The sequence below is a fragment of the Actinoplanes sp. NPDC051475 genome, from assembly GCF_040689425.1.
GTDB lineage: Bacteria > Actinomycetota > Actinomycetes > Mycobacteriales > Micromonosporaceae > Actinoplanes.
In genome coordinates this window covers 38,375-56,858 of the sequence record NZ_JBFAZZ010000007.1, presented here as the reverse complement: position 1 = coordinate 56,858, position 18,484 = coordinate 38,375, and the positions used below count along the sequence as shown (strand labels likewise).

The 18,484-nt window shown below is 71.5% G+C and carries 16 protein-coding genes; 3 read left to right on the top strand and 13 right to left on the bottom strand.

Features of this window, described 5'->3' with window-relative positions; all coding sequences use genetic code 11:
• Positions 1-12: 12 nt before the first annotated feature.
• The 6 genes from AB0368_RS16085 to AB0368_RS16060 form a co-directional block, all read right to left on the bottom strand.
• Entirely contained in the window at positions 13-576 is a 564-nt protein-coding gene (locus AB0368_RS16085; protein WP_366154646.1) for a hypothetical protein, read from the bottom strand.
• The gene (locus AB0368_RS16080; protein WP_366154645.1) at positions 569-1,747 is read right to left on the bottom strand and encodes a hypothetical protein; all 1,179 of its coding nucleotides are present in this window, start codon (positions 1,745-1,747) and stop codon (positions 569-571) included. Before AB0368_RS16080 ends, AB0368_RS16085 begins: the two co-directional genes overlap by 8 nt.
• A complete protein-coding gene (locus AB0368_RS16075) occupies positions 1,744-3,963 on the bottom strand; it encodes a hypothetical protein (RefSeq protein WP_366154644.1) in 2,220 nt (739 codons plus the stop codon). Before AB0368_RS16075 ends, AB0368_RS16080 begins: the two co-directional genes overlap by 4 nt.
• Positions 3,960-4,568 carry a hypothetical protein gene (locus AB0368_RS16070; protein WP_366154643.1) on the bottom strand — a complete coding sequence of 203 codons (609 nt, stop codon included), beginning with the start codon at positions 4,566-4,568 and terminating at the stop codon, positions 3,960-3,962. The genes AB0368_RS16075 and AB0368_RS16070 overlap by 4 nt, the downstream gene beginning before the upstream one ends.
• A gap of 232 nt (positions 4,569-4,800) precedes the next feature.
• Positions 4,801-6,069 (bottom strand): helix-turn-helix domain-containing protein, encoded by a 1,269-nt coding sequence (locus AB0368_RS16065; protein WP_366154642.1) that lies wholly within the window; start codon positions 6,067-6,069, stop codon positions 4,801-4,803.
• Between the two features lie 188 nt (positions 6,070-6,257).
• Entirely contained in the window at positions 6,258-6,485 is a 228-nt protein-coding gene (locus AB0368_RS16060; protein WP_366154641.1) for a hypothetical protein, read from the bottom strand.
• A 172-nt stretch (positions 6,486-6,657) separates the two neighbouring features.
• Between AB0368_RS16060 and AB0368_RS16055 the strand changes: the two genes are divergently transcribed.
• A complete protein-coding gene (locus AB0368_RS16055; protein ID WP_366154911.1) occupies positions 6,658-7,353 on the top strand; it encodes a peptidylprolyl isomerase in 696 nt (231 codons plus the stop codon).
• A 45-nt stretch (positions 7,354-7,398) separates the two neighbouring features.
• Here the strand turns inward: AB0368_RS16055 and AB0368_RS16050 are convergent, their stop codons facing one another.
• The 7 genes from AB0368_RS16050 to AB0368_RS16020 form a co-directional block, all read right to left on the bottom strand.
• On the bottom strand, positions 7,399-10,743 hold the full coding sequence (locus tag AB0368_RS16050) for a CARDB domain-containing protein (protein WP_366154640.1): 3,345 nt from the start codon (positions 10,741-10,743) through the stop codon (positions 7,399-7,401).
• A gap of 197 nt (positions 10,744-10,940) precedes the next feature.
• Positions 10,941-11,654, bottom strand: a complete 714-nt coding sequence (locus AB0368_RS16045; RefSeq protein ID WP_366154639.1) for a hypothetical protein — start codon at positions 11,652-11,654, stop codon at positions 10,941-10,943.
• A gap of 69 nt (positions 11,655-11,723) precedes the next feature.
• On the bottom strand, positions 11,724-12,773 hold the full coding sequence (locus AB0368_RS16040) for a HAMP domain-containing sensor histidine kinase (RefSeq protein WP_366154638.1): 1,050 nt from the start codon (positions 12,771-12,773) through the stop codon (positions 11,724-11,726).
• Positions 12,774-12,820: 47 nt separating this feature from the next.
• Complete coding sequence (locus AB0368_RS16035) at positions 12,821-14,044, bottom strand: MFS transporter (RefSeq protein WP_366154637.1); 1,224 nt, start codon at positions 14,042-14,044, stop codon at positions 12,821-12,823.
• 7 nt (positions 14,045-14,051) lie between these two features.
• Positions 14,052-14,402 carry a hypothetical protein gene (locus AB0368_RS16030; protein WP_366154636.1) on the bottom strand — a complete coding sequence of 117 codons (351 nt, stop codon included), beginning with the start codon at positions 14,400-14,402 and terminating at the stop codon, positions 14,052-14,054.
• Complete coding sequence (locus tag AB0368_RS16025; protein WP_366154635.1) at positions 14,399-14,605, bottom strand: hypothetical protein; 207 nt, start codon at positions 14,603-14,605, stop codon at positions 14,399-14,401. Before AB0368_RS16025 ends, AB0368_RS16030 begins: the two co-directional genes overlap by 4 nt.
• Before the next feature lie 18 nt (positions 14,606-14,623).
• Positions 14,624-15,967, bottom strand: a complete 1,344-nt coding sequence (locus AB0368_RS16020; protein ID WP_366154633.1) for a gluconolaconase — start codon at positions 15,965-15,967, stop codon at positions 14,624-14,626.
• A 332-nt stretch (positions 15,968-16,299) separates the two neighbouring features.
• Between AB0368_RS16020 and AB0368_RS16015 the strand changes: the two genes are divergently transcribed.
• Positions 16,300-16,767 (top strand): hypothetical protein, encoded by a 468-nt coding sequence (locus AB0368_RS16015; protein ID WP_366154632.1) that lies wholly within the window; start codon positions 16,300-16,302, stop codon positions 16,765-16,767.
• Positions 16,768-16,849: 82 nt separating this feature from the next.
• On the top strand, positions 16,850-18,460 hold the full coding sequence (locus AB0368_RS16010) for a peptidase (protein ID WP_366154631.1): 1,611 nt from the start codon (positions 16,850-16,852) through the stop codon (positions 18,458-18,460).
• Positions 18,461-18,484: the final 24 nt, after the last annotated feature.

The window sequence follows — 18,484 nt, the reverse complement described above, 5'->3', positions numbered from 1 at the left end:
GGCTGACGCGGGCTATTTTGCCGTGGCCTTCGTGGGCTTGGGCTTCTTGGTCGGCTTCGGCTTGACCGCGGGGGCCTCGTCGTCGGAGACGAGCCGGGTGGTCTGCTCCCACCAAGCCGCCACCGGGTTGCGGCACGTCGGCGCGGGCGCCTGCGCGCAGCTGTTGCCGCTGCTCACCACCAGGGTCGAGCCGACGGCCACGACGATCAGGAACCGGCGCAGCCGTCGGTCCCGGGTCAATCCGGACAACCCCGTACGGCCGGCGCGCATGCCGAGCCCGACGAGGCCCTCCACCCCGTCGTCGTAGAGGTGGATCACCGCCGGTGGACGCCGGCCGGCGCGCCGGATCGCGATGGTGGCCAGGTACTCCGGCAGGAGCAGCATCAGCCCCAGCACGGAGGTGGCCGCCACGACGGCCGGACGCAGGACGTGGTCCAGGGCCGGCACGCACTTCGCCACCACGGTCGCGACCACGAGGAACGCCAGCACGAGCAGGGGGAGGGCGAGGACCGTCTGCCACTGCGGCGGGAGGTCGCTGAGCAGCGGGCGTACCAGATCGAGACCGTCCTCAATCATCTTCCACAACCGTTGCGGCGGCGCGGTCCGCCAGGGCGTCGACCGACATGTCGATGGTGGTGTTCAGCGAGAAGACCCCGCCGGCACGCCGGGTGGTCAGGCCCATCACCGAGCGGATCAGGTCCTGGTTCAGGCCCTCGAGGTCGGCGCCGATGATCATGTCCTTGTCGATCATGTCGGCGAGAAGCTTCGCCTGGCGCTCCTCGTTGAGCGCCTGGTTCTGCACGATCAATTGGATGATCTCCTTGGCGTCGTCCGGGTGCCGGCCGAGGTGCATCGCCAGGACCGCGGCGTCGCCCTTCTCCATCGCCTCGAGGAAGAGCCGCATGCGGGCCTGCTCGTTCTCGAGCTGGACGCGGTCCTCCCGCGCCTTCAGGTCCGCCTCCCACTCCTTCTCCTGGCGGTGCATCTTCGCCTGGAACTCCGCCTCCCACTGGGCCTCGCGCCGGCGCAGCTCGGCCGCCTGCTCCTCCTCCTGCTGCTTGATCTGCAGGTCGAACTCGCGGCGCCGGCGCTCGAGCTCGATCTCCTGCTGCTTGCCGCGGGCGGCGATCCGTCCGGCGTGCTCCTGCTCGAGCAGGTCGGTCTCGTGGGTCTCCTCGATGAGCCGGCGTTTGCGCCGGGTCTCGCGCCGCTGCCGCAGGACCTCCGTGCCGGCCTGGTCGAGACTCACCTCGACGGTGATCTCCTCGAGGCGCAGCCACTCGTCGAGGACCCGGGACCGCGGGTTGGCGAAGTACGAGCGGATCGCCTCCTCGAACCCCTGCACGTCCTCGACGTCGTGGCGGCGGCCGAGCTCGGACAGCCGCGAACGCAGCCGCCGGCGGACGACGTCGGTGGCGTCGGTGGGCCGCGCCTGCAGAGCCCGGGCCGGGTCGTGGACGTACCAGGTGACCTCCACCGCGGCCTGGAAGGCGTAGTCCTCGGCGGCGCTCTTGAGCGGGAACTCGAACCGGGAGTCGTGCTTCGCCACGTCGATCTCGTACTGGGTGGCGTTCGGCGCGAACGCGTACTCGCCGAGGGTGCGCTGATCGGGGATCACCTTGACGTCCCCGCGGCTGGTTTTGACCACGAGGACGACGCCGGCGCGGGGCAGGGCACGCTGGCCGAAGGGCTTGAAACGGGCCACCTTGGTCTCGGACAGGATCACGGGCACGGCGTCGTTCGTCATTCGGGTTCTCCCAGTGCGGTCAGTGCCGTCGCGACCGAGGCGGCGGTCTGCGGGGCGGCGGACTCCCGGCCGCCCTGCCAGGTCCGGACGAGCCTGCGGAGGCTGACCCGTGCACGCGTACGCTGCGGCTCCCGGACCGCCGCCACCAGCAGCTCGGCGAGCGCCTGCCGGCCGACGGGGTCGCCGTCGACCCGTTCCGCCCAGGCGGTCAGGACGTTGGAGGCCGCCCGGTGGGCGATCGGGTGCACCAGCGCGCTGCCCCACAGGTCCGCGACGACCGAGGCGACGGCGTCGTTGCGGTGCGCCAGCCAGAGCAGCCCGTGCCAGGCGGCCGCGTCCTCGCGCTCGTCGACCGGGTTCACCAGCACGGCGTCCACGGCGCAGGTCAGGAACGACAGGTACGCCACGAAGGTCCGCGCGCGGGTGTCCTCCTTGGCCTGCTCGACGGTCATGCCGCGCTCGGCCCGGCGCGAGCCCTCCGGCGGCTCCACCGGGGCGCCGGTCGTCCACGTCCGTACGCGCTCCATGACCTGGAGAGCCGCCGACTCGTCGCCGCGCACGATCAGCCGGGTGATGCTGTTCGCGATGACGCTCGGCAGGCCGTAGGTCGAGGCGGTCGCCAGGTGGGCGAAGGCGTCGAGCGCCGGGCGGGGATCGACGAGACCCAGAAGGCCGCCGTACGTCCGGGCCGCGGTGTTGCGCAGGTACGGCGGGGAGGCGTCCAGATGCCACTCGTACAGCATGCGCCGCGTGGCCTGGCTCACCGCCGGGTCGCGTCCCGGCACCTCGAGCGACATGGCCGCCGTCTGCCGCGCCGCCGGGATGTCGCTCGCCGCCCACGGCCCGATGACGTACCGCCGGACGTAGTCGAACGCCTGCACGGCGAAGACGCCGGCTGCCCGGGCGGCGCCGTGGCGCACCTGGCCGACCGGGTGCTCCGCCATGGTCCGCAGCCACGCCAGCAGGGTCTCGCGGATGTCGGCGTACTCGGTCCAGACCCGGTCGAGCACCTGCCGGGACAGGCTCGGGTCGATGAACCGGACGACCTCCATCGGCGTGGTGCCGTACCGGGTGGTTATCGGCCGCTGGGTGACGCGGGCGAGGGCTGCTTCGAGACGCTGCGTACGGCGTACCCGGAAAGGGTCCGGGGCCGGCGCGCCCGGCGCCGGCGGCACCTGCGGGATGAGCGCGGCCTCCAGGGCGCCGGCCAGGTCCGAGACGATCTCGTACGAGTACCCGGGCAGCGTCGCGAGCGCGATCACGAAACACCGCGTGCCCGCGTCAAGGGCGTCGAACCAGGTCTCGAAGCTGCGGTCGGTGAGCCGCTTCAGCTGGGCCTGAATCTTCTCCAGATCGAAGTCGTCGGCCTGGGCCGCGTCGGCGAGGATCCGGGCGAAGGAGGCGGCCCGCACCACGCGGTCCTCGCGGTCCGCCGAGTCGTCGAACAGCTTGACGACCGACGGTTCGGCCAGGATCTCCGCCGCCCGGACGCCGTCCGGATCGTGCTGCCGCAGCCGCCGTCGCAGATGCGCGGTCAGCACGTCGAGCGCGGGCGGCGGATCACCCAGCTCGCCGATGTAGCGGGCCAACAGTCCCTCGGCGAGCCGTACGCGCGGGTCCACGGTCAGGACCAGCCAGCTCGCCCGTTCCCCGAGGGCGGCGCAGAGGCGGGCGATCTCGAACTCGGTGAGCTCGTCGAGGACCCCCGAAGCGGCGTTGCGCAGCAGGTATCCGGTGCCGTCCTCGAGGCGCTCGGCGGTCAGCCGCCGCAGCGAGGTGTCGGGCGCCAGTTCCTTGACGGCGCCCGCCCCGGCGTCCAGCAGCAGCCGGGTGGCCGCCGTACCGCCGCCGCGGCCGCCGCAGATCCGGACGATCAGCAGACGGTCACCGAGGTCGAGGTCGTCGAAGCCGGGCGGCGACACGAACGCCTCGCGCACGTCGTCGAGGGTGTCGCGGGCCAGGCTCAGCGGTGCCGGCTCCCGGCCGCGCGCGGTGCCGCCGCCGAAGTAGTTGTGCGAGATCTTGTCGCGGAACACCACGTCGTCGCCGGCCTTGACCTCGCCGACGCGGGCGCCGCCGGTCATCACGCGCGGCCCGGTCTGCTCCGCGTAGTCGTCGCCGGCGAACTCGCCCGCCGCGTGTTCGGCACCGACGACTTCGACCAGCGCGTCGGCCAGTTCCTGGTCGCTGGGGGCCGGCTCCGTCGCGGCCGTCATCCGCGGGTCCCGTCGTGGTAATGGTGCTCGGTCTTGCCGCCGAACACGACGTCGTGGCCGGCGTGCACCGGTCCGAGCACGGTGACGCCGTGTCCCTCGGGCGAGGCGGTGGCGCGGCGCCGGGCCGGGGGAGTGATCGCGCCCAGGTCGGGGCGGTCGGCGAGCCGGCGTACCAGCTCGTCGATGTCCGGTCCGGGGTCGCGGGTCCGGATGCGGGCGTACTGATGCTTCGGCAGCGTCTTCAGGCCGCGCGGCAGCTGGTCGGCGCGCGGCAGCGGGGTGTCCTCGCCGAGCAGCACCGGGCAGACGTCGATCGCCAGGCGCAATGCCTCGGCGAGCTCGCGGCGGACGAAGTCCTGAGGGTCGTTGATGGCGGGCTCGCCCGAGGTGCCTGGCTCGAACCAGTGCGGCCCGATCAGGGCCAGGACGACGTCGGCGGACCTCAGGCGCTTCCACAGGACCGTGTCGAACCTCGTGGCCAGCGCGATCGAACGGTTGTCGCGGAAGACCGCGTCCGGGCCGAAGCGGGCGCTCAGCCGCTCGTCCACCATGACGGCGCCGAGGGCCGCATCCGCGGTCCGGTAATTGAGGAAAACGCCACCCACTAGCCCAGCCGCTCCTGATGCCGAGGAATGAGACAAGATCGGAATTGCACCCGAGAGGGAAGTCTCGGCGACCGTGTTTCAAGATCGGTAGGTGTTGCCCGTTGCCACCGATCGGGCGCGCTTGTCCTCAACACCGGCTCGCCGCTTGTGGTGACAAACGGCGACGTTACAGTTACCTTTCGCTGCTGTCGATACCTGTCCGGCCGATCCCGGCTCCCCCGAAAATTGTGAGTCAGGCTCGCAAAGAATGGTGTTCCCTGAACAATTCGCGGTCGATCCTGGCCTGCAGGTCCACAACGGACCAATTGCTGCGGCGCCGTCGCAGCAGGGCGCCCAACGCCCGGAGCTCGTGCCGGACGGCCGCCGAGTCCACCCGCCGCGCCTCGTCCAGCGCCGTGCCGGCGGTCTCGCAGACGCCGTCCAGGTCACCGGTCGTGGCATACGACATGGACAGTCGCACGCCGTAGAGGGCGCGTGCCCGATGGGCGCCGATCGGAGCCGCCTCCAGCCCGGCGGCCAGGTAGGTGGCCGCATCCTCGGGCCGGCTCAGGTCCAAGAAGCACCAGCCGCGGACGATCTCCCGAAACTGTCCACCGCCGCGCGGGCCGAGCGGGATGCCGTCGCCGTCCGCCGCGGTGTGCGTGGCGTAGCCGTCGGCCCGGTCCAGCGCGGACAGGCACTCCCGCGACCGGCCCAGCAGCGCCCATCCCTGCGCGGCACGCTGAGCGGCGAGGGTCCGGACCGCCGGCGTGGCGTCGGCCACGAACTCCGTGCGCTCGGCCAATGTCACCACGGCCTTGCCGTTTCCCCGGTACAGCGCGACATCGGCCATGCGGAGACTCGTGTACGCCCGCAGCGCGGCAGCGTCACCGGCTTCGGCACCGTCGATCACGGACGCGGCCAGCGTTGCCGCGACCCGGGTGAGCGCGAGAGCGCCCGCGTCGTCCCCGCACTCCTGGATCATCCAGCCGGCGTACTCGGCGTAGTGCGCGGCGAGGAGGATCAGCCGGTCCCGCACCGGCCGGCGGGCGGTGCTCGCCGCGGCGCGCAGCAGGCCGAACTGGGCGGCCAGCATGGGCAGCAGCGAGCTCGGCGCTCCGGCGCGCCCGTGCCCGCGCAGCGTCTCGAAGAGCTCACGCGCCTGGGCGACCGTCTGCTCGTGGTCGCTGGTGAAGGGTGCCGCGGAGGCGGCGATCCGATGGAACTGCTGGGCGTACGGCGAGTCCTCGAAGCTCCAGGACGGCGCGGCAACGTCGGCACGCACGGCCGCGGGCTGCGGGCTTCCGGCCAGCTCGACGAGCCGGCCCTCCGCGTCGAGCACCGAGTCGCAGGCGCGGGCCAGCGCCGGTGACGGCCCGCGCAGGCCGCGCTCCACCTTGCTGAGATGCCCGCGGTCGAAGTGCACCTCGCGGGCCAGATCGGCCAGCGACATTCCGCGCGCGTCCCGCAGCCGCCGCAGTTCTTCGCCGAACGACGTTTCCGTTTGCCCCTGCACGATCATGCGTCCGCCCCGGTTTCCGCCTACCGACTCTGCGGGCCAGTATCGGTGTGCCGGGGTTACGGACGCATCTCGAAAAGCCTTTTCTGTCGGCATACTGACGGTCGGCGCGAACGATGTATTTCCCGGGGCTTCGCGCTATCTCGCGGCCGCAGTTCCGGCAATTGCCGTACGGGGTGAAGTGACGCGCACTACGGCCCATCCGCGGGCCGGTCCCCGCCGTCGCATTCGTCCTCGGGTTCCTCGCCGAGCAGATCGAGAAGGTCCGGTCCGGAGTGCCCGGTGTCCACCGTGCGGCCGATCAGCCCCAGTTGCGCCGCGCAGTCGCGCCCGTACCCCTTGATCATGCGGTCGGCGCGGGTGAGGTGGCCGCACCGGGGGCACCGCCGCATCGCTGCAGGTACCGGGCCGAGGGTCATGTCCCCAGTATGGGCGGCGGCCGCCGGATCGGTGGCGGCCACGCGGACCTTGACCAATCCATGAAGGTCGATTAGACCCGGGGGTGACGATTCCGTCGAGCCTCTGGAGGACAAAGTGGTCCACACATCCCCGCGTCGCGGCATCACCTCACTGGGCCGGGTGGTGGTCACCATGGTCATGATCGGCTCCGGCCTCGCCGCGGCGTCGCCGGCCGCGGCGGGCGGCGTGGATCCCACCGAGCCGACCCCGGGACCGTGCGCCTACACCCCGACCCCGGAGGAGCCGGCCGCCCGTCCGGTGCCGCTGCCGCCCGACCCGCGGCACACGCCCAGCCGCGGCACCGTGGACGTGCTGCTGCGCACCAACCTGGGCCCGATCCCGCTGGTGCTCGACCGCGCCGAGGCGCCCTGCACCGTGCAGAGCTTCCTGCACCTCGTCCGGTACCGGTTCTACAACCGCACGTCGTGCCACCGGCTCACCGCGTACCCGACGCTCAAGGTATTGCAGTGCGGCGACCCGACCGGTACGGGCGAGGGCGGACCGGGCTACCGCTACAAGGACGAACTGCCGACCGACCTGCCGCCCGCGCCCACCGATCCGACCGGCGCCCGCCGGGTCTACGCGCGGGGCGTGTTGGCCATGGCCAACGCCGGCCCGGACACCAACGGCAGCCAGTTCTTCCTGGTCTACGGCGACTCGGCGCTGCGACCGAACTACACGATCTTCGGCACCACGACGACGGCCGGGCTCCACACGCTGGACCTCGTGGCGGCCGGGGGAGTGACCCCGACGCCGGAGGATCCCGCGCCGGTCGACGGCCCGCCCGCCCTGCCGACGAGGATCAGGGTCGCGCAGATCCAGCACTGAGCCGGACCGGCCCCGGCCGCTCGAGGCGGCCGGGGCCGGTGACGGTCAGTGGCCCGCGATCGTGAACTGCGATCCGGGCTGGATCACGATGTCGCCGTCCGCCGAGTTCGTGATCGTCACGCCGGACAGCGTCGCGTTGCCCCGGGCGCCGCCCATGGCCAGGATCCCCGCGCCGTTGTTCGATTTGTCGATCCTGACGTTGGTGATCGCGACGTTCGGCATGGCCCCGCCGCCGTTCTTGAACTGGATGCCGTCGTACGTGGAGTCGACGACGTCGGTGTCGCGGACGGTGACGCCGACGATGTCCTTGGACGCGGGGAACAGGGTGATCGCTCCGAACTCCTGGTCCTCGTTCCAGAAGACGCCGCCGGCCCGGTAGAGCCCGTTGTTGGCGATCAGCGTCGTGCCGCCGAACGGCAGCGGGTCGTGGTCGGTCGCCAGCATGATGCCGGGGTAGTTCATGGTGTCGGAGATCAGGTTGTTCTCGATCGAGTTGCCGGAGCCGCCATAGATCGCGGCGCCGTTGGCCCGCCACGGCAGCTGGATCGTGTTGTTGACGAAGTGGTTCTGGGACGCGACGTCGGCCGCCGGGTCCTTGACGCGCGGATTGGCCCAGACCGCCAGCGCGTCGTCGCCGGTGGTACGCAACGACGAGTCGAACACCCGCGAGTTGCGCGTGCCGTTGCTGAAGTTGATGCCGTCCGCGTAAGTGTCGCGGATGCGCATGCCGGAGAACTCGAGTCCGTCGGCCGGGTTCCAGTACGCGGGCGTGTCCGAGTAGTCCCGGCCCACCCAGGCGCCGACGTTGACGTGCTCGATCCACACGTTGCTGATCTTCGTGTTCCGGCCGAACCGCCCGTTGAGGCCGTGGCCACGGTTGGCCCGGTTCTGGGTGTTGCCGAAGATGGCGAGGTCGGAGATCTGGGTGTTGTCGTCGATGTCGAAGCCGACGTTGCCCTCGTGCGGATGGTTGATGTTGCCGACCACGTTCTGCGGCTGGGTGTCGGAGTAGAGCTGGGTGTGCCACATGCCGGCGCCGTGGATCGTGACGTTGCGGATGCCCTTCTGGTTGTACTGGCCGCGGGCGGAGTCCGGCGAGAGGATCTTCTGCTCCTGCCGCCACCGGCCGGCCGGGATCCAGACGCAGCCGATGACGCCGTTCTCGTCGTCCGTCACGGCCCGCTGGATGGCGGCGGTGTCGTCGTTGCCGTCGTCGGGCGCCGCGCCGTACGCCGTGATCGACGTGCAGCCCGCCGGCTGTCTCGCCGGCTCCGCCACCTGCTCCAGGTCGACGAGGTCGATGATCTGGAACGCGGCGCTGTCGCTCGCGTCGCGCTGCAGCCGGAAGCGGGTGCCCACCGGCCAGGAGCGGCTCAGCAACGCGTGCGACTCGTCGAACAGCCGGCGGGCGTCCGGCGACGGCGTGTTGGACAGCCCCTCGGTGTCGTCGGTGGTGCCGTAGACCCAGCTGTTGCGCGACGACAGCGTCAGCTTCTGCACGAAGGCGTCGTTGATGTAGAGGCTGATGGTGGCGTCCTGCCCGCCGCCGGCCGGCGCGTCCGGTACGGAGTTGCGGACGACGATGGAGTTGGCCGCATTCGTCGAGGTGAACTCCACGAACTGGCCGGTGGAGGCGAGCCGCACCGACTGGCGGCCGGAGGACTCGGTGCCGAAGTTGGTGTGCCCGAACGTCCGCAGCGCGTCCGCCGTCAGCAGGGTGCCCTGATAGCGGGCGGCCTCGGCCTCGTACTCGACGTACGGCAGGGCGGCGCCGCGGCCGACCACGATGGACCGGGTCAGGCTGTTGTTGGTCTCGTTCGTCTCGGCCACCACGCCGGTCGCGTCCGCGGTGGCGGTGACCGTCGCCCCGCCGCTGGTGGCGGTCCAGCTGCCGGACATCGCGACGGTCGCGGTGGCACCCGCGGCGATCTGCGGCGTGTTCGTCGTGAGCGTGGTCGAACCCACGCTGACCCGGGTGACCGACGCGGCGGCCGCGCTGGTGCCCCGGTTGTCGATCGTCACCGAGAACGTCACGGTGGCGCCGACGGCCGGGTTGGCCGGGTTCGTCGTGACACCCAGGACCCGCAGGTCGGGGCCGGGTGCCTGGGCGACGACCAGCTGGGTGGGCGCGGCGAAGCTGTTGTTGTCGTTGTTCTGCTCCGGGACGGTGCCAGACGGGTCGACCACCGCCGAGACGGCGTAGCTGCCCTGCCCGCGCCGCCCCACGTCGACCGGCACGGTGGTGGAGGCGCCGGCCGCGAGCGCGCCGACCGGTGCCGTGCCGGCGACCGCGCCGCCGACGCTGACGTTGACCGAGGTCGCGGGGGCGGCGGCCGTACCGCGGTTCTGCACGGTCGCGGTGACGGTCACCGGTGTCGACTCGTCCGGGGCGTCCGGCGCCCAGGTGAGGCCGGTGACGACCAGGTCGGGGTTCGGCGCGAACCGGCCGATCACCTGGAGCTCGGCGACCTGCCCGCCCGGTGCGCCGGTGTTGCCGAACACCTGGATCTGCACGTCGGCGGCCCGGCCGGTGAGCGGGATCGTCACCGTGTTCTGATTCGTGGACGGGTGGAATGCGTAGTCGGCGCGCGCTTTCAGCGAGGTGAAGCCGGTCGCGGCCTGCCCTCTGCCGAGGATCTGCAGGTTCTGCGTACGGGGGCCCCAGGCCGGATCCGGGTTGAGTTTGAGCACCACGCCGGTCACGTCGGCGTCGGCTCCGAGCCGTACGGTCAGCGTCGCCGGGAATCCCGCCGACTCCCAGTACGTGCCGGTGTTGCCGTCGTTGGCGTTGGCGGCGACGAAGGTGAACGTGGACGACGACGCCTCGACCGGCTTGCCGGCTGCCAGGTTCGTGCCGGTCGGCGGATCGCCCGGGTCGCCGGGGTCGCCATAGATCTCGAACTCGGACAGCTGACCCGCGGGCCATCCCGTGTTGCCGGTGATGACCACGCGCACATAGCGGGTGGTCGTCGCCGTGAAGCCGATCGTCACCGTGTTGGCCGAGGCCGGGTCGAATACCCGCCCCGCCGACGCCGAGAGGACGCCGAAGGAGGTGCCGTCGGTGCTGCCCTGCACGTTCAGGGTCTGCGTGCGGGTCGCCCACGCCGTCGCGGGAGGCAGCTTGAGGACGACCTGGTCGACGGCGACGCTGCTGCCGAGGTCGATCTGGATCCACTGCGGGAACGCGTTCGACGGGCTCTCCCAGTACGACTGGGCGTTGCCGTCGGTGACGTTGCGAGCCGGGTATTCGCCGAGCGCGCCGCTGGCCGTGGCGGCCTTGCCGAGCGCCAGGTTGGTCCCGGCGGCGTGGGCCGCAGCGGGAGCGAGACCGGTGAGGACGAGGGTGGTAGCGAGGAGAGCGACGAACCAGCGACGTCTGGAGGATGCCATGGCTGCCCCTGTTCGATTCGGGGATGCGCGATACCTTGCGGTTTGCTACCCAGAAATTTCGCGATAGCAGTAAACTTTTTGCAAGGAGGGGTCTACAAGGTTTCAGACTTGTGACCGGTTCGTCAACGGGTCCCGGGCATCGACCATCGTCTCCGCGCGCCACGGCGGCGCCGGAGTGGACTGACTGAAGGGGCCGATCAGGCCAGCAGCGATTCCCGCATCGTGCGGCCCGGGTTGAACGCGCCGACGATCCGGTTCGCGGCGGAGTCGTGCACGTCGACGGTGGTGTTGCGCCGCATCCATTCGCGGACCGGCGGCGGCAGCGGGGGCGGCTCGCCCATGGCGGCGCGCAGGTCCCGGGCGGCGGAGATGAGGCGCTCGGCCAGGGCCGCGGCGTCGGTGTCCACGCGGACGCGGGCGAACTCCCACCCGGTCAGCGTGAGGTCCAGAACCTCGAAGAGGTGAGCCAGCACGGGGCGCGGGTCGGTCACCCGGACGGTCCGGCGCGCCTGGGTGCCGAGGGCGGTGACGGCCGCGGTGACCTGCACGTACGGGTGCAGCCCGCCGGGCAGGCCGAACAGCGGCCAGCGCAGGTGCGACCCGGCGGCCTGCCAGAGCGGCCGGTAGTTCCGGCGGTCGGCGACCGGTCCGTGGCCGGTGCGCCGGTTCAGCTCCGCCACGTCGGCGAGGAGTTGCGCGTGGGCCGCGTCGGCGACCTCGTGCAGGACGGCGGCCGCGACCGCCAGGCCGTCGTCGTCCACCAGCAGGGGGACGATCGCGCCGGCCTGCTCGGCGAAGCGGCCCTGGGCGTGGGCGCCGAAGCGCTGCCGGAGGTCGAGGAGGAGCTCCTGCCGGCGGCCGGGGTCGTGCTGGACCTGCCGCCTGTCCGGTCCGGACCGGAAGAACCGCATGTCGCCTCGCTTCCGCAGCTTCTGGCGTGACGCGGCAATGCTAACCACCGGCAGCACGCCGGTGGCGCCTCAGTCGCGCGGAAGCATGATGGACAGGCGGAGCCCGCCGCCTTCCACCGGCGTCGCGGTGATGGTGCCGTCGTGCGCCTGCACGATCGCGCGGGCGATCGCGAGCCCCAGCCCGCTGCCGCCGCTGTGGTCGATCCGGTCGGAGGCGAGCCGCGTGAACGGCTCGAACAGCCGGGCGACGTCCTCGGCCGCGACCACGGGCCCGGTGTTCTCCACGATCAGGGCCGCGGCCGCCGACGCGCCGACGGTGACCCGTACGGAACCGCCGGGATAGTTGTACTTCAGCGCATTGTGGACGAGGTTGCGGACGAGCCGTTCCAGCAGCACCCATTCGCCCGCCACCGTACGCGGAGCCAGGTTTGCAATGATCTTGATGTCAGCGTCCGCGGCCGTGGCGCCATGGGCCTCGACCACCTCCCCTGCGATCCGGTCGAGCCGCTGCGGGGTACGCGCCGCGAGCCCCTGATCCGCCTGGCTGAGCACGAGCAGGCCCTCGATCAGGCGCTCGTTGCGGGCATTCGCGGCCAGCAACTGGCCCGCGAGCAGCGCCGCCTGCTCGGGCGTCAGCGGCTCCGCCATGCCGACCTCGATCAGGGTGCGCTGCAGCGCCAGGGGAGTACGCAGCTCGTGGGACGCGTTCGCCGCGAACCGGCGCTGCCCCTCGTAGCCGGAGGCGATCCGGTCCATCATGTCGTCGAGGGAACGGCCGAGCCGCTTCATCTCGTCGCGGCCGCGGCGGCCCGGGCGGACCCGGTAGCCCAGGTTCTGCGGGCCGAGCTGATCGACGACCGGCACGAGGCGCCGCACGGGCGCCAGCACCCAGAACGCGATCAGCGGGAAGACCAGCGCAGTCACCCCGACCAGGAGGCAGTACCAGGGGAACTCCGTGAGCGGGAGCTTCCGCGAGATCCGGCACGCCATTCCGTTGACGTCAGTGTCGCAGGGGTACCAGGGCTCCAGGTGCCACGGCAGCTTATATCGGTAGAAGTCGACCATGTACACGAGCGTCACGACGGCGAAGACACCCACCGCCAGCCTGAGACGCAGCACGTCGCGATCATGCCAGGCCCTGCGTGAGGCGCGCATGAGTTCGGGCTCTAACGGCTTGCGGTCACGGCTTCGCTCGCCGCGGCGCGCTGCGCGACGGCCCGGCGTACCACCGGCGGGATCAGGCAGCCCACCACCGCGAACCCGGCGCCCAGGAGCACCCAGCCCGGCATACCCCATCCCAGGGTGAGGGTGGTGACCGCCGCCGGAGCGATCATCTGGCCGAACTGATGCCCCATCGAGTAGGTCCCCTGGTACTGCCCGTGCGCGTGGTCCGGCGCCAGTCCGAACGAGATGCCCCAGCCGCCCGCCGAGTAGGCCATCTCGGCGAAGACATGTACCAGCGCGGCGACGACCAGCAGGACGACGGTCGTCACGTGCCGGGTGCCGGCGGTGAGCGGGAAGATCAGGCAGGCCGCGAGCAGCAGGAAGCCGGACCGCCGGGAGGCCCGGGCCGCCCCGGCGAGCGTGTCGGTGCCCCGGGCGGCCCGCACCTGCAGAAGCACCACGGACACCGTGTTCACCGCGAAGACCACCGAGATCATCCAGCGGGGCGCGTCGGTGCGCTCGGCGATCCAGAGCGGCAGCGCGACCTCGAGCAGCCCGAAGTTGACGGCGAGCAGGCCGTCCAGCACGACGAAGGCCAGGAACGGCCGGTCACGCAGCGCGGTCAGCCGCGGCCCGGACTCCGGCCGCGGAACGGGAGGAACGGGCGCCAGCCGGGTGAGCACGGCGGCGGCGACCAGGAAGGTCGCGGCATCGGCGAGGATCAGGGACAGGTACGCCGTACGCGTGTCCACAGTGAGCCCCACACCGGCGACCGAGGCGCCGACCGTGATGCCCACGTTGGTGACCGCCCGCAGATAGGCACGGGTGTAGACCCGTCGCTCCTGCGGCACCGCGCCGCCGATGATGGCGCCCCGGGCCGCCCGCTGCGCCGCCTCGACAACCGCCATCGGCGCGGCGACCAGCAGGAACGTGCCCATGGATCGCACCTCGACCATCGCCACCTCGAGCAGCCCGAGGGCGGTGAGCCCGCCGATCGCCACCCCGCGCGGGCCGAGCCGGTCGGCGAGGTAGCCCACCGGGCTGCTCACCAGCAGGCTCACCAGGCCGACGAGAGTGAGTGCGAGGCCGGTCCGGCCCACCGAGAGCCCGACCGAGCGGGTGAGGAACAGCGCGCTCGAGGCCATCCACAGTCCACTACCGAGCGTGTTGACAAGCGTCGCGGCGGCAAGCGTCCGGATCGCCCCCGGCTCCGGAAGAAGTGGCATGCCCCCATCAAACAGTACGGACGTACGGTTTGCAATCCGGGTTCAGCCACCGGCGCCGGCGGGGTCGTTGACCGCAGCGACCAAGCTGGGTGACCAGCTCCGTGAGTTCCGCCTCGGCGGCGACCACCGTTTCCGGCCCGAAGATCGCAGCGAGCTTGTTCTTGGCCTGCGCCTGCACCGCCCCGGACACTCTCAGGGCGGCGTTGGCATACCCCTCGACCGCTGCGAAGACGGAGGGCCGGCTCGCCAGGCTGGCGGTGTCGACGCCCAGCGCGAAGTCCTTGATGCCCTGCCAGATCCGAGCCGTAGTCCAGAAGCTGGGCGAGCGCGCTGCGGAAGTCGGGATTCTGCGGGTCACCCCACCAGGTCGATGCGTCCGGAGGCGAGGCTGGTCTCCTGCCCGACCACCAGCATCGGGCCCTCCAGCTCCAGTTCCTCAAGAGGAAGCAGGCCGGGGGTACGGCGCAGACGGTCGTGCAGCCTCTGCTCGTCGGAGTTCACGATCTCCTGGAGCACGGCCTCGGCGGAGTCCGGCAGGACGACCAGCAACTTCTTGGGCACTAGGCTCCCTTTCGCGGCTCAGGGCGCGGTCACGCGATAGACGGCTCCCGCGAGGTCGTCGCTGACGTACAGGGCGTGGTCGGGGCCCTGCACCGCCATGACCGGCCGGCCCCAGCGCGAGCCGTTTTCGCCCTGGAAGCCGGTCAGCAGTGTCTGCTGTGCGCCGAGGGTGCCCCCGCGCCACGCGAAGAACGACACCTCCGGCGGTCGTGGCGGTTTGCGGTTCCACGAGCCGTGCACCCCGACCAGGGCGCCCGGTCCGTACCCGCCGGCCAGGCCCGGTGCCGGGACGAAGGCCAGTCCGAGCGGGGCGGAGTGCGCGCCCATGCCCTGTTCGACCGGGGGCAGTGACGCGCAGTCGAGCTTCGTGTCGTCCGGGTTCGTCTGGATGTCCCGTACGAACGGGCGCCCGCTGTAGCTTATCGGCGAGTCCGGCTTGCCCGGCTGCAGATCGGGATCCGGGTTGCAGTACGGCCACCCGAGGTCCCGTCCCTGTTCCAGCCGGGCCAGCGGCTCCAGCGGGTGGTCGTTGACGTACGTCTGACGCACCTCGCCCTGGTCGTCTCCGGCGTACGGGTAACCGATGTTGTCCCGGTTGTTGACCGCGGTCCACACGGCGCCGCCGGGGTCGACCGCCAGCCCGGTGCCGTTGCGGACGCCGCGCGCGAAGACCGTGAGGTTTCCGCCGCCGGGTGGCACCCGCAGGATGGTGGCCCGCTCGGGGTTCGCGGTGCGGTCCTCGGCCGTCACGTTGCCGGTCGAGCCGACCGAGACGTAGAGCGCGCCGTCCTTGCCGACCGCCACGCTTTTGAGCGCGTGTGCGTATTTGCCGCCCAGCTCGGGGCTTTTCGCGTCGGGCAGGCCGTCGGCCACGATCCGCTTGCCCGACACCGCGCCGTTCGCGTACGTGAAGCTGTCGACCTGGTCGCTCTCGGCCACGTAGAGCGTGCTGCCCGCGAAGGCCAGCCCGTGCGGCTGGTTCAGGCCGCTGACCAGGGTGCGCTGGGCCGGCGCGGCGTCGCCCGGGGCGGGGGCCAGTTCGACGACGTCGCCCGACTTGGGCCGCGACACGAGCAGCCGCCCGTCCGGCGTCCAGGCCAGAAGCCGGGCTCCGGGCACCCGGGCCCAGACGGTGACCGTCCAGCCCGGCGGTGCCTGCAATTGGCGGGTCTGGTCGAACGGTGCCACGTCGGTGCCGGCGAGCGGGTGCAGGGTCGTGGCGGTCAGCGCCGGCACCGCGGCCGTGGCCCCCGTCGAGGGCGTCACAGTCGCTCTCGGCGGGGGTGGGTGCTCGTCGGGGGTGCACGCGGCCAGGGCAAGTGCCAGGCCGCCGGCCGCAGCCGCGCACGCGATGCTCTTCATCGGTGCATCTCTACCCGCCTCGACCGGCGCCCCGCAACCGCAACGACCATTTCACAAAAATCCGAAATGTTGACCCATCCGCACCCGGTCGGCTCTTCGAATGCCCTCGGAGGACTGCTCATCGGCGAGCGGTTCAGGATCATCGGGGGATTGTCGTGCGAACACCAGCTCTAGCGACCTTGACCACCGCCGCACTGCTGACACTGGGCGCGGTGCCGGCCATGGCACATGACAGCGGATCGGCTCATGACAGTACGACCACATCGGCCGCTCATCGGCCGATCGTCGCCACCGCCGTTCTGAGGCAGCTCAACCGGTCCGGTGCACACGGCGTGGCGACGGTGCGCGTGCAGGGCACCAAGGCCGAGGTGACCGTGGTGGTGTCAGGCCTGCTGCGGAACGCGCCGCACGCGATGCACTTCCACGCCGGCACCAAGGGCAGCTGCCCCACCGGGCGGGCCGACACCAACAGGGACGGCTTCGTCAGCGTCACCGAAGGGCATCCCTTCTACGGTCACATCGTGACCTCGCTGACCACCCGCGGCGACACCAGCCCGGCCAGCGGGCTCGCGATCAAGCGATTCCCGATGGCGCCGTACGGATCGGTGGTCTACCGGCGCACCGTCACGGTCGACGCGCACACCGCCGCGGCGATCGCCGACCACAATGCCGTGCTGGTGGTGCACGGTGTCGACCGCAACGGCAGCGGGGCGTACGACGGCCGGATCAAGAGCGATCTAGATCCCAGCCTGCCGATGGAGGCGACCGCTCCGGCAGCTTGTGGACCGTTGCGTCCGTAGCTCGGACACGTAACTCCGGCGGGGGCAGCGCGGATCGGCGATCTTCGTTATAGTCCGCGCTCACCCTCTCGACGGAGTACACATGAACCGCATCCCTGCTGTCCGGGTCCGGGTCCGGGTCGGAGCCGGGGTCGCCGTGCTGGCGGCCGCACTGATCGGCGTACCGATGCCGGCCTATGCCGCGGACTCCCTGCCCGACCTCTCCGTGTCCTTCGACCGCGATCCCGTCGCCGAGGTCGACAACAGCGGCGCGACGGTCGGCGTATATCTGTACAACAACGGCGAGGCGCCCGCCTCGGCCGTCACCCTCACCCTCGACCTGAGCGACCTCAGCGACTCCGTCGTCGCGACGGTTCCCGAGTGGAGCGAGCAGTGCAAGCTCGTGGGCACCAAGGTCACGTGCGCGGTGGGCCGGATCGAGCCGGGCCAGATCGGTGACATCTCCCCGCTGTCCCTGGCCAGCCGCACCGGCGCCGCGGTCGGCCCGGCCGGCGAGATCGCCGTGACCATCGACGGCGCCGAGGATGATGCGAACCCGGGTGACGACACCACGACGTTCCCGGTGACCGTGATCGCCTCCGGCCCCGACCTGGTCGTCGAGGCGGACGACGTGACGACCGCGAGGAACCCGGTCGGCCCGGGTGACAAGGTGCCGTTCCACGGCGCGGTCGCCAACGAGGGCGACACCGTGGCCACCGGCGCCACCCTGACGCTGAACCTGTCGACGGGCACCACCGTGGTCGAGCGGTACAGCGACTGCACGTATGTGGACTACTACCCGAACGACATCGGCGGCGCGTACGTCTACGGCCCGAGCCAGGTCACCTGCCCGCTGCCGGAGCTGGAGCCGGGCGAGGGCCTGCCGCTGTTCGACCCGGAGAGCGGCGTCTCGCTGTTCAACCTGACCTTCGGCCGCAACCTGTCCGGCCCGGAGATACACGACGGCACCCTCGAGGCCGGGTTCGCCGACGAGGCGCGCGCTGCCAGGGGCGCGAGGCGGGTCGCCGGTGACGGTTCGTCGTTCGCCGCAGCGGTCAAGAGGCTGGCGGGTACGACGTCGGCCCGGCGGAGTTCCGCGCTGCGGGAGATCGACGAGTCCGACAACTACGCGTCGTTCCGCTACTGGAGCAGGAAGAACACGCTGGACGTGCGGGTCGAGGCCAAGCCGATCAGCGGCAAGGTCGGCAGGACCGTCGATCTCCCTTACGAGATCGTCAACGAGGGCCCGTCGGACGGCGGCGGCCCGTCCGTCCTGATCACCGCGCCGAGCGGCACTGTGCTGCTGCCCGCCGAGTGGTGCTGGACCGACGGCACCGAGCACGAGCAGCGGCCGGAGTCGAAGAAGTTGCGCTGCAACTTCGAGAGCGAGTACCCGGCGGTGGCCTCCGGCTACGGCAGGATCAAGCCGACGGTCAAGCTGAAGATCAAATCGACCCCCGGCACCGACGGTACGATCACCGCCGAGTCCTGCTGCGTCGGCTCGACCGACAGCAACAAGGCCAACAACACGGCCCGCATCGTGTTCACGGGAACCGGAGCCGGCAACGGTGACGACGAGGGTGGCTCGGGCGGCGGTGGCAGTCTGCCGATCACCGGTACGCCGGTGGCGCTGGTCGCCGGGATCGGCGGCGCGGCGGTCGTGCTCGGCATCGTGCTGATGGTCGCGGTCCGCCGCCGGCGGGTAGCGGACTGACCATCCTGGTCGGCTTTCGAACGG

What these genes read in the sequence shown, in the direction of transcription:
- AB0368_RS16085 (WP_366154646.1), bottom strand. Translation starts at nt 576, where the DNA reads ATGATTGAGGACGGTCTCGATCTGGTACGCCCGCTGCTCAGCGACCTC.
- AB0368_RS16080 (WP_366154645.1), bottom strand. Translation starts at nt 1,747, where the DNA reads ATGACGAACGACGCCGTGCCCGTGATCCTGTCCGAGACCAAGGTGGCC.
- AB0368_RS16075 (WP_366154644.1), bottom strand. Translation starts at nt 3,963, where the DNA reads ATGACGGCCGCGACGGAGCCGGCCCCCAGCGACCAGGAACTGGCCGAC.
- AB0368_RS16065 (WP_366154642.1), bottom strand. Translation starts at nt 6,069, where the DNA reads ATGATCGTGCAGGGGCAAACGGAAACGTCGTTCGGCGAAGAACTGCGG.
- AB0368_RS16060 (WP_366154641.1), bottom strand. Translation starts at nt 6,485, where the DNA reads ATGACCCTCGGCCCGGTACCTGCAGCGATGCGGCGGTGCCCCCGGTGC.
- AB0368_RS16055 (WP_366154911.1), top strand. Translation starts at nt 6,658, where the DNA reads ATGGTCATGATCGGCTCCGGCCTCGCCGCGGCGTCGCCGGCCGCGGCG.
- AB0368_RS16050 (WP_366154640.1), bottom strand. Translation starts at nt 10,743, where the DNA reads ATGGCATCCTCCAGACGTCGCTGGTTCGTCGCTCTCCTCGCTACCACC.
- AB0368_RS16045 (WP_366154639.1), bottom strand. Translation starts at nt 11,654, where the DNA reads ATGCGGTTCTTCCGGTCCGGACCGGACAGGCGGCAGGTCCAGCACGAC.
- AB0368_RS16035 (WP_366154637.1), bottom strand. Translation starts at nt 14,044, where the DNA reads ATGCCACTTCTTCCGGAGCCGGGGGCGATCCGGACGCTTGCCGCCGCG.
- AB0368_RS16020 (WP_366154633.1), bottom strand. Translation starts at nt 15,967, where the DNA reads ATGAAGAGCATCGCGTGCGCGGCTGCGGCCGGCGGCCTGGCACTTGCC.
- AB0368_RS16010 (WP_366154631.1), top strand. Translation starts at nt 16,850, where the DNA reads ATGAACCGCATCCCTGCTGTCCGGGTCCGGGTCCGGGTCGGAGCCGGG.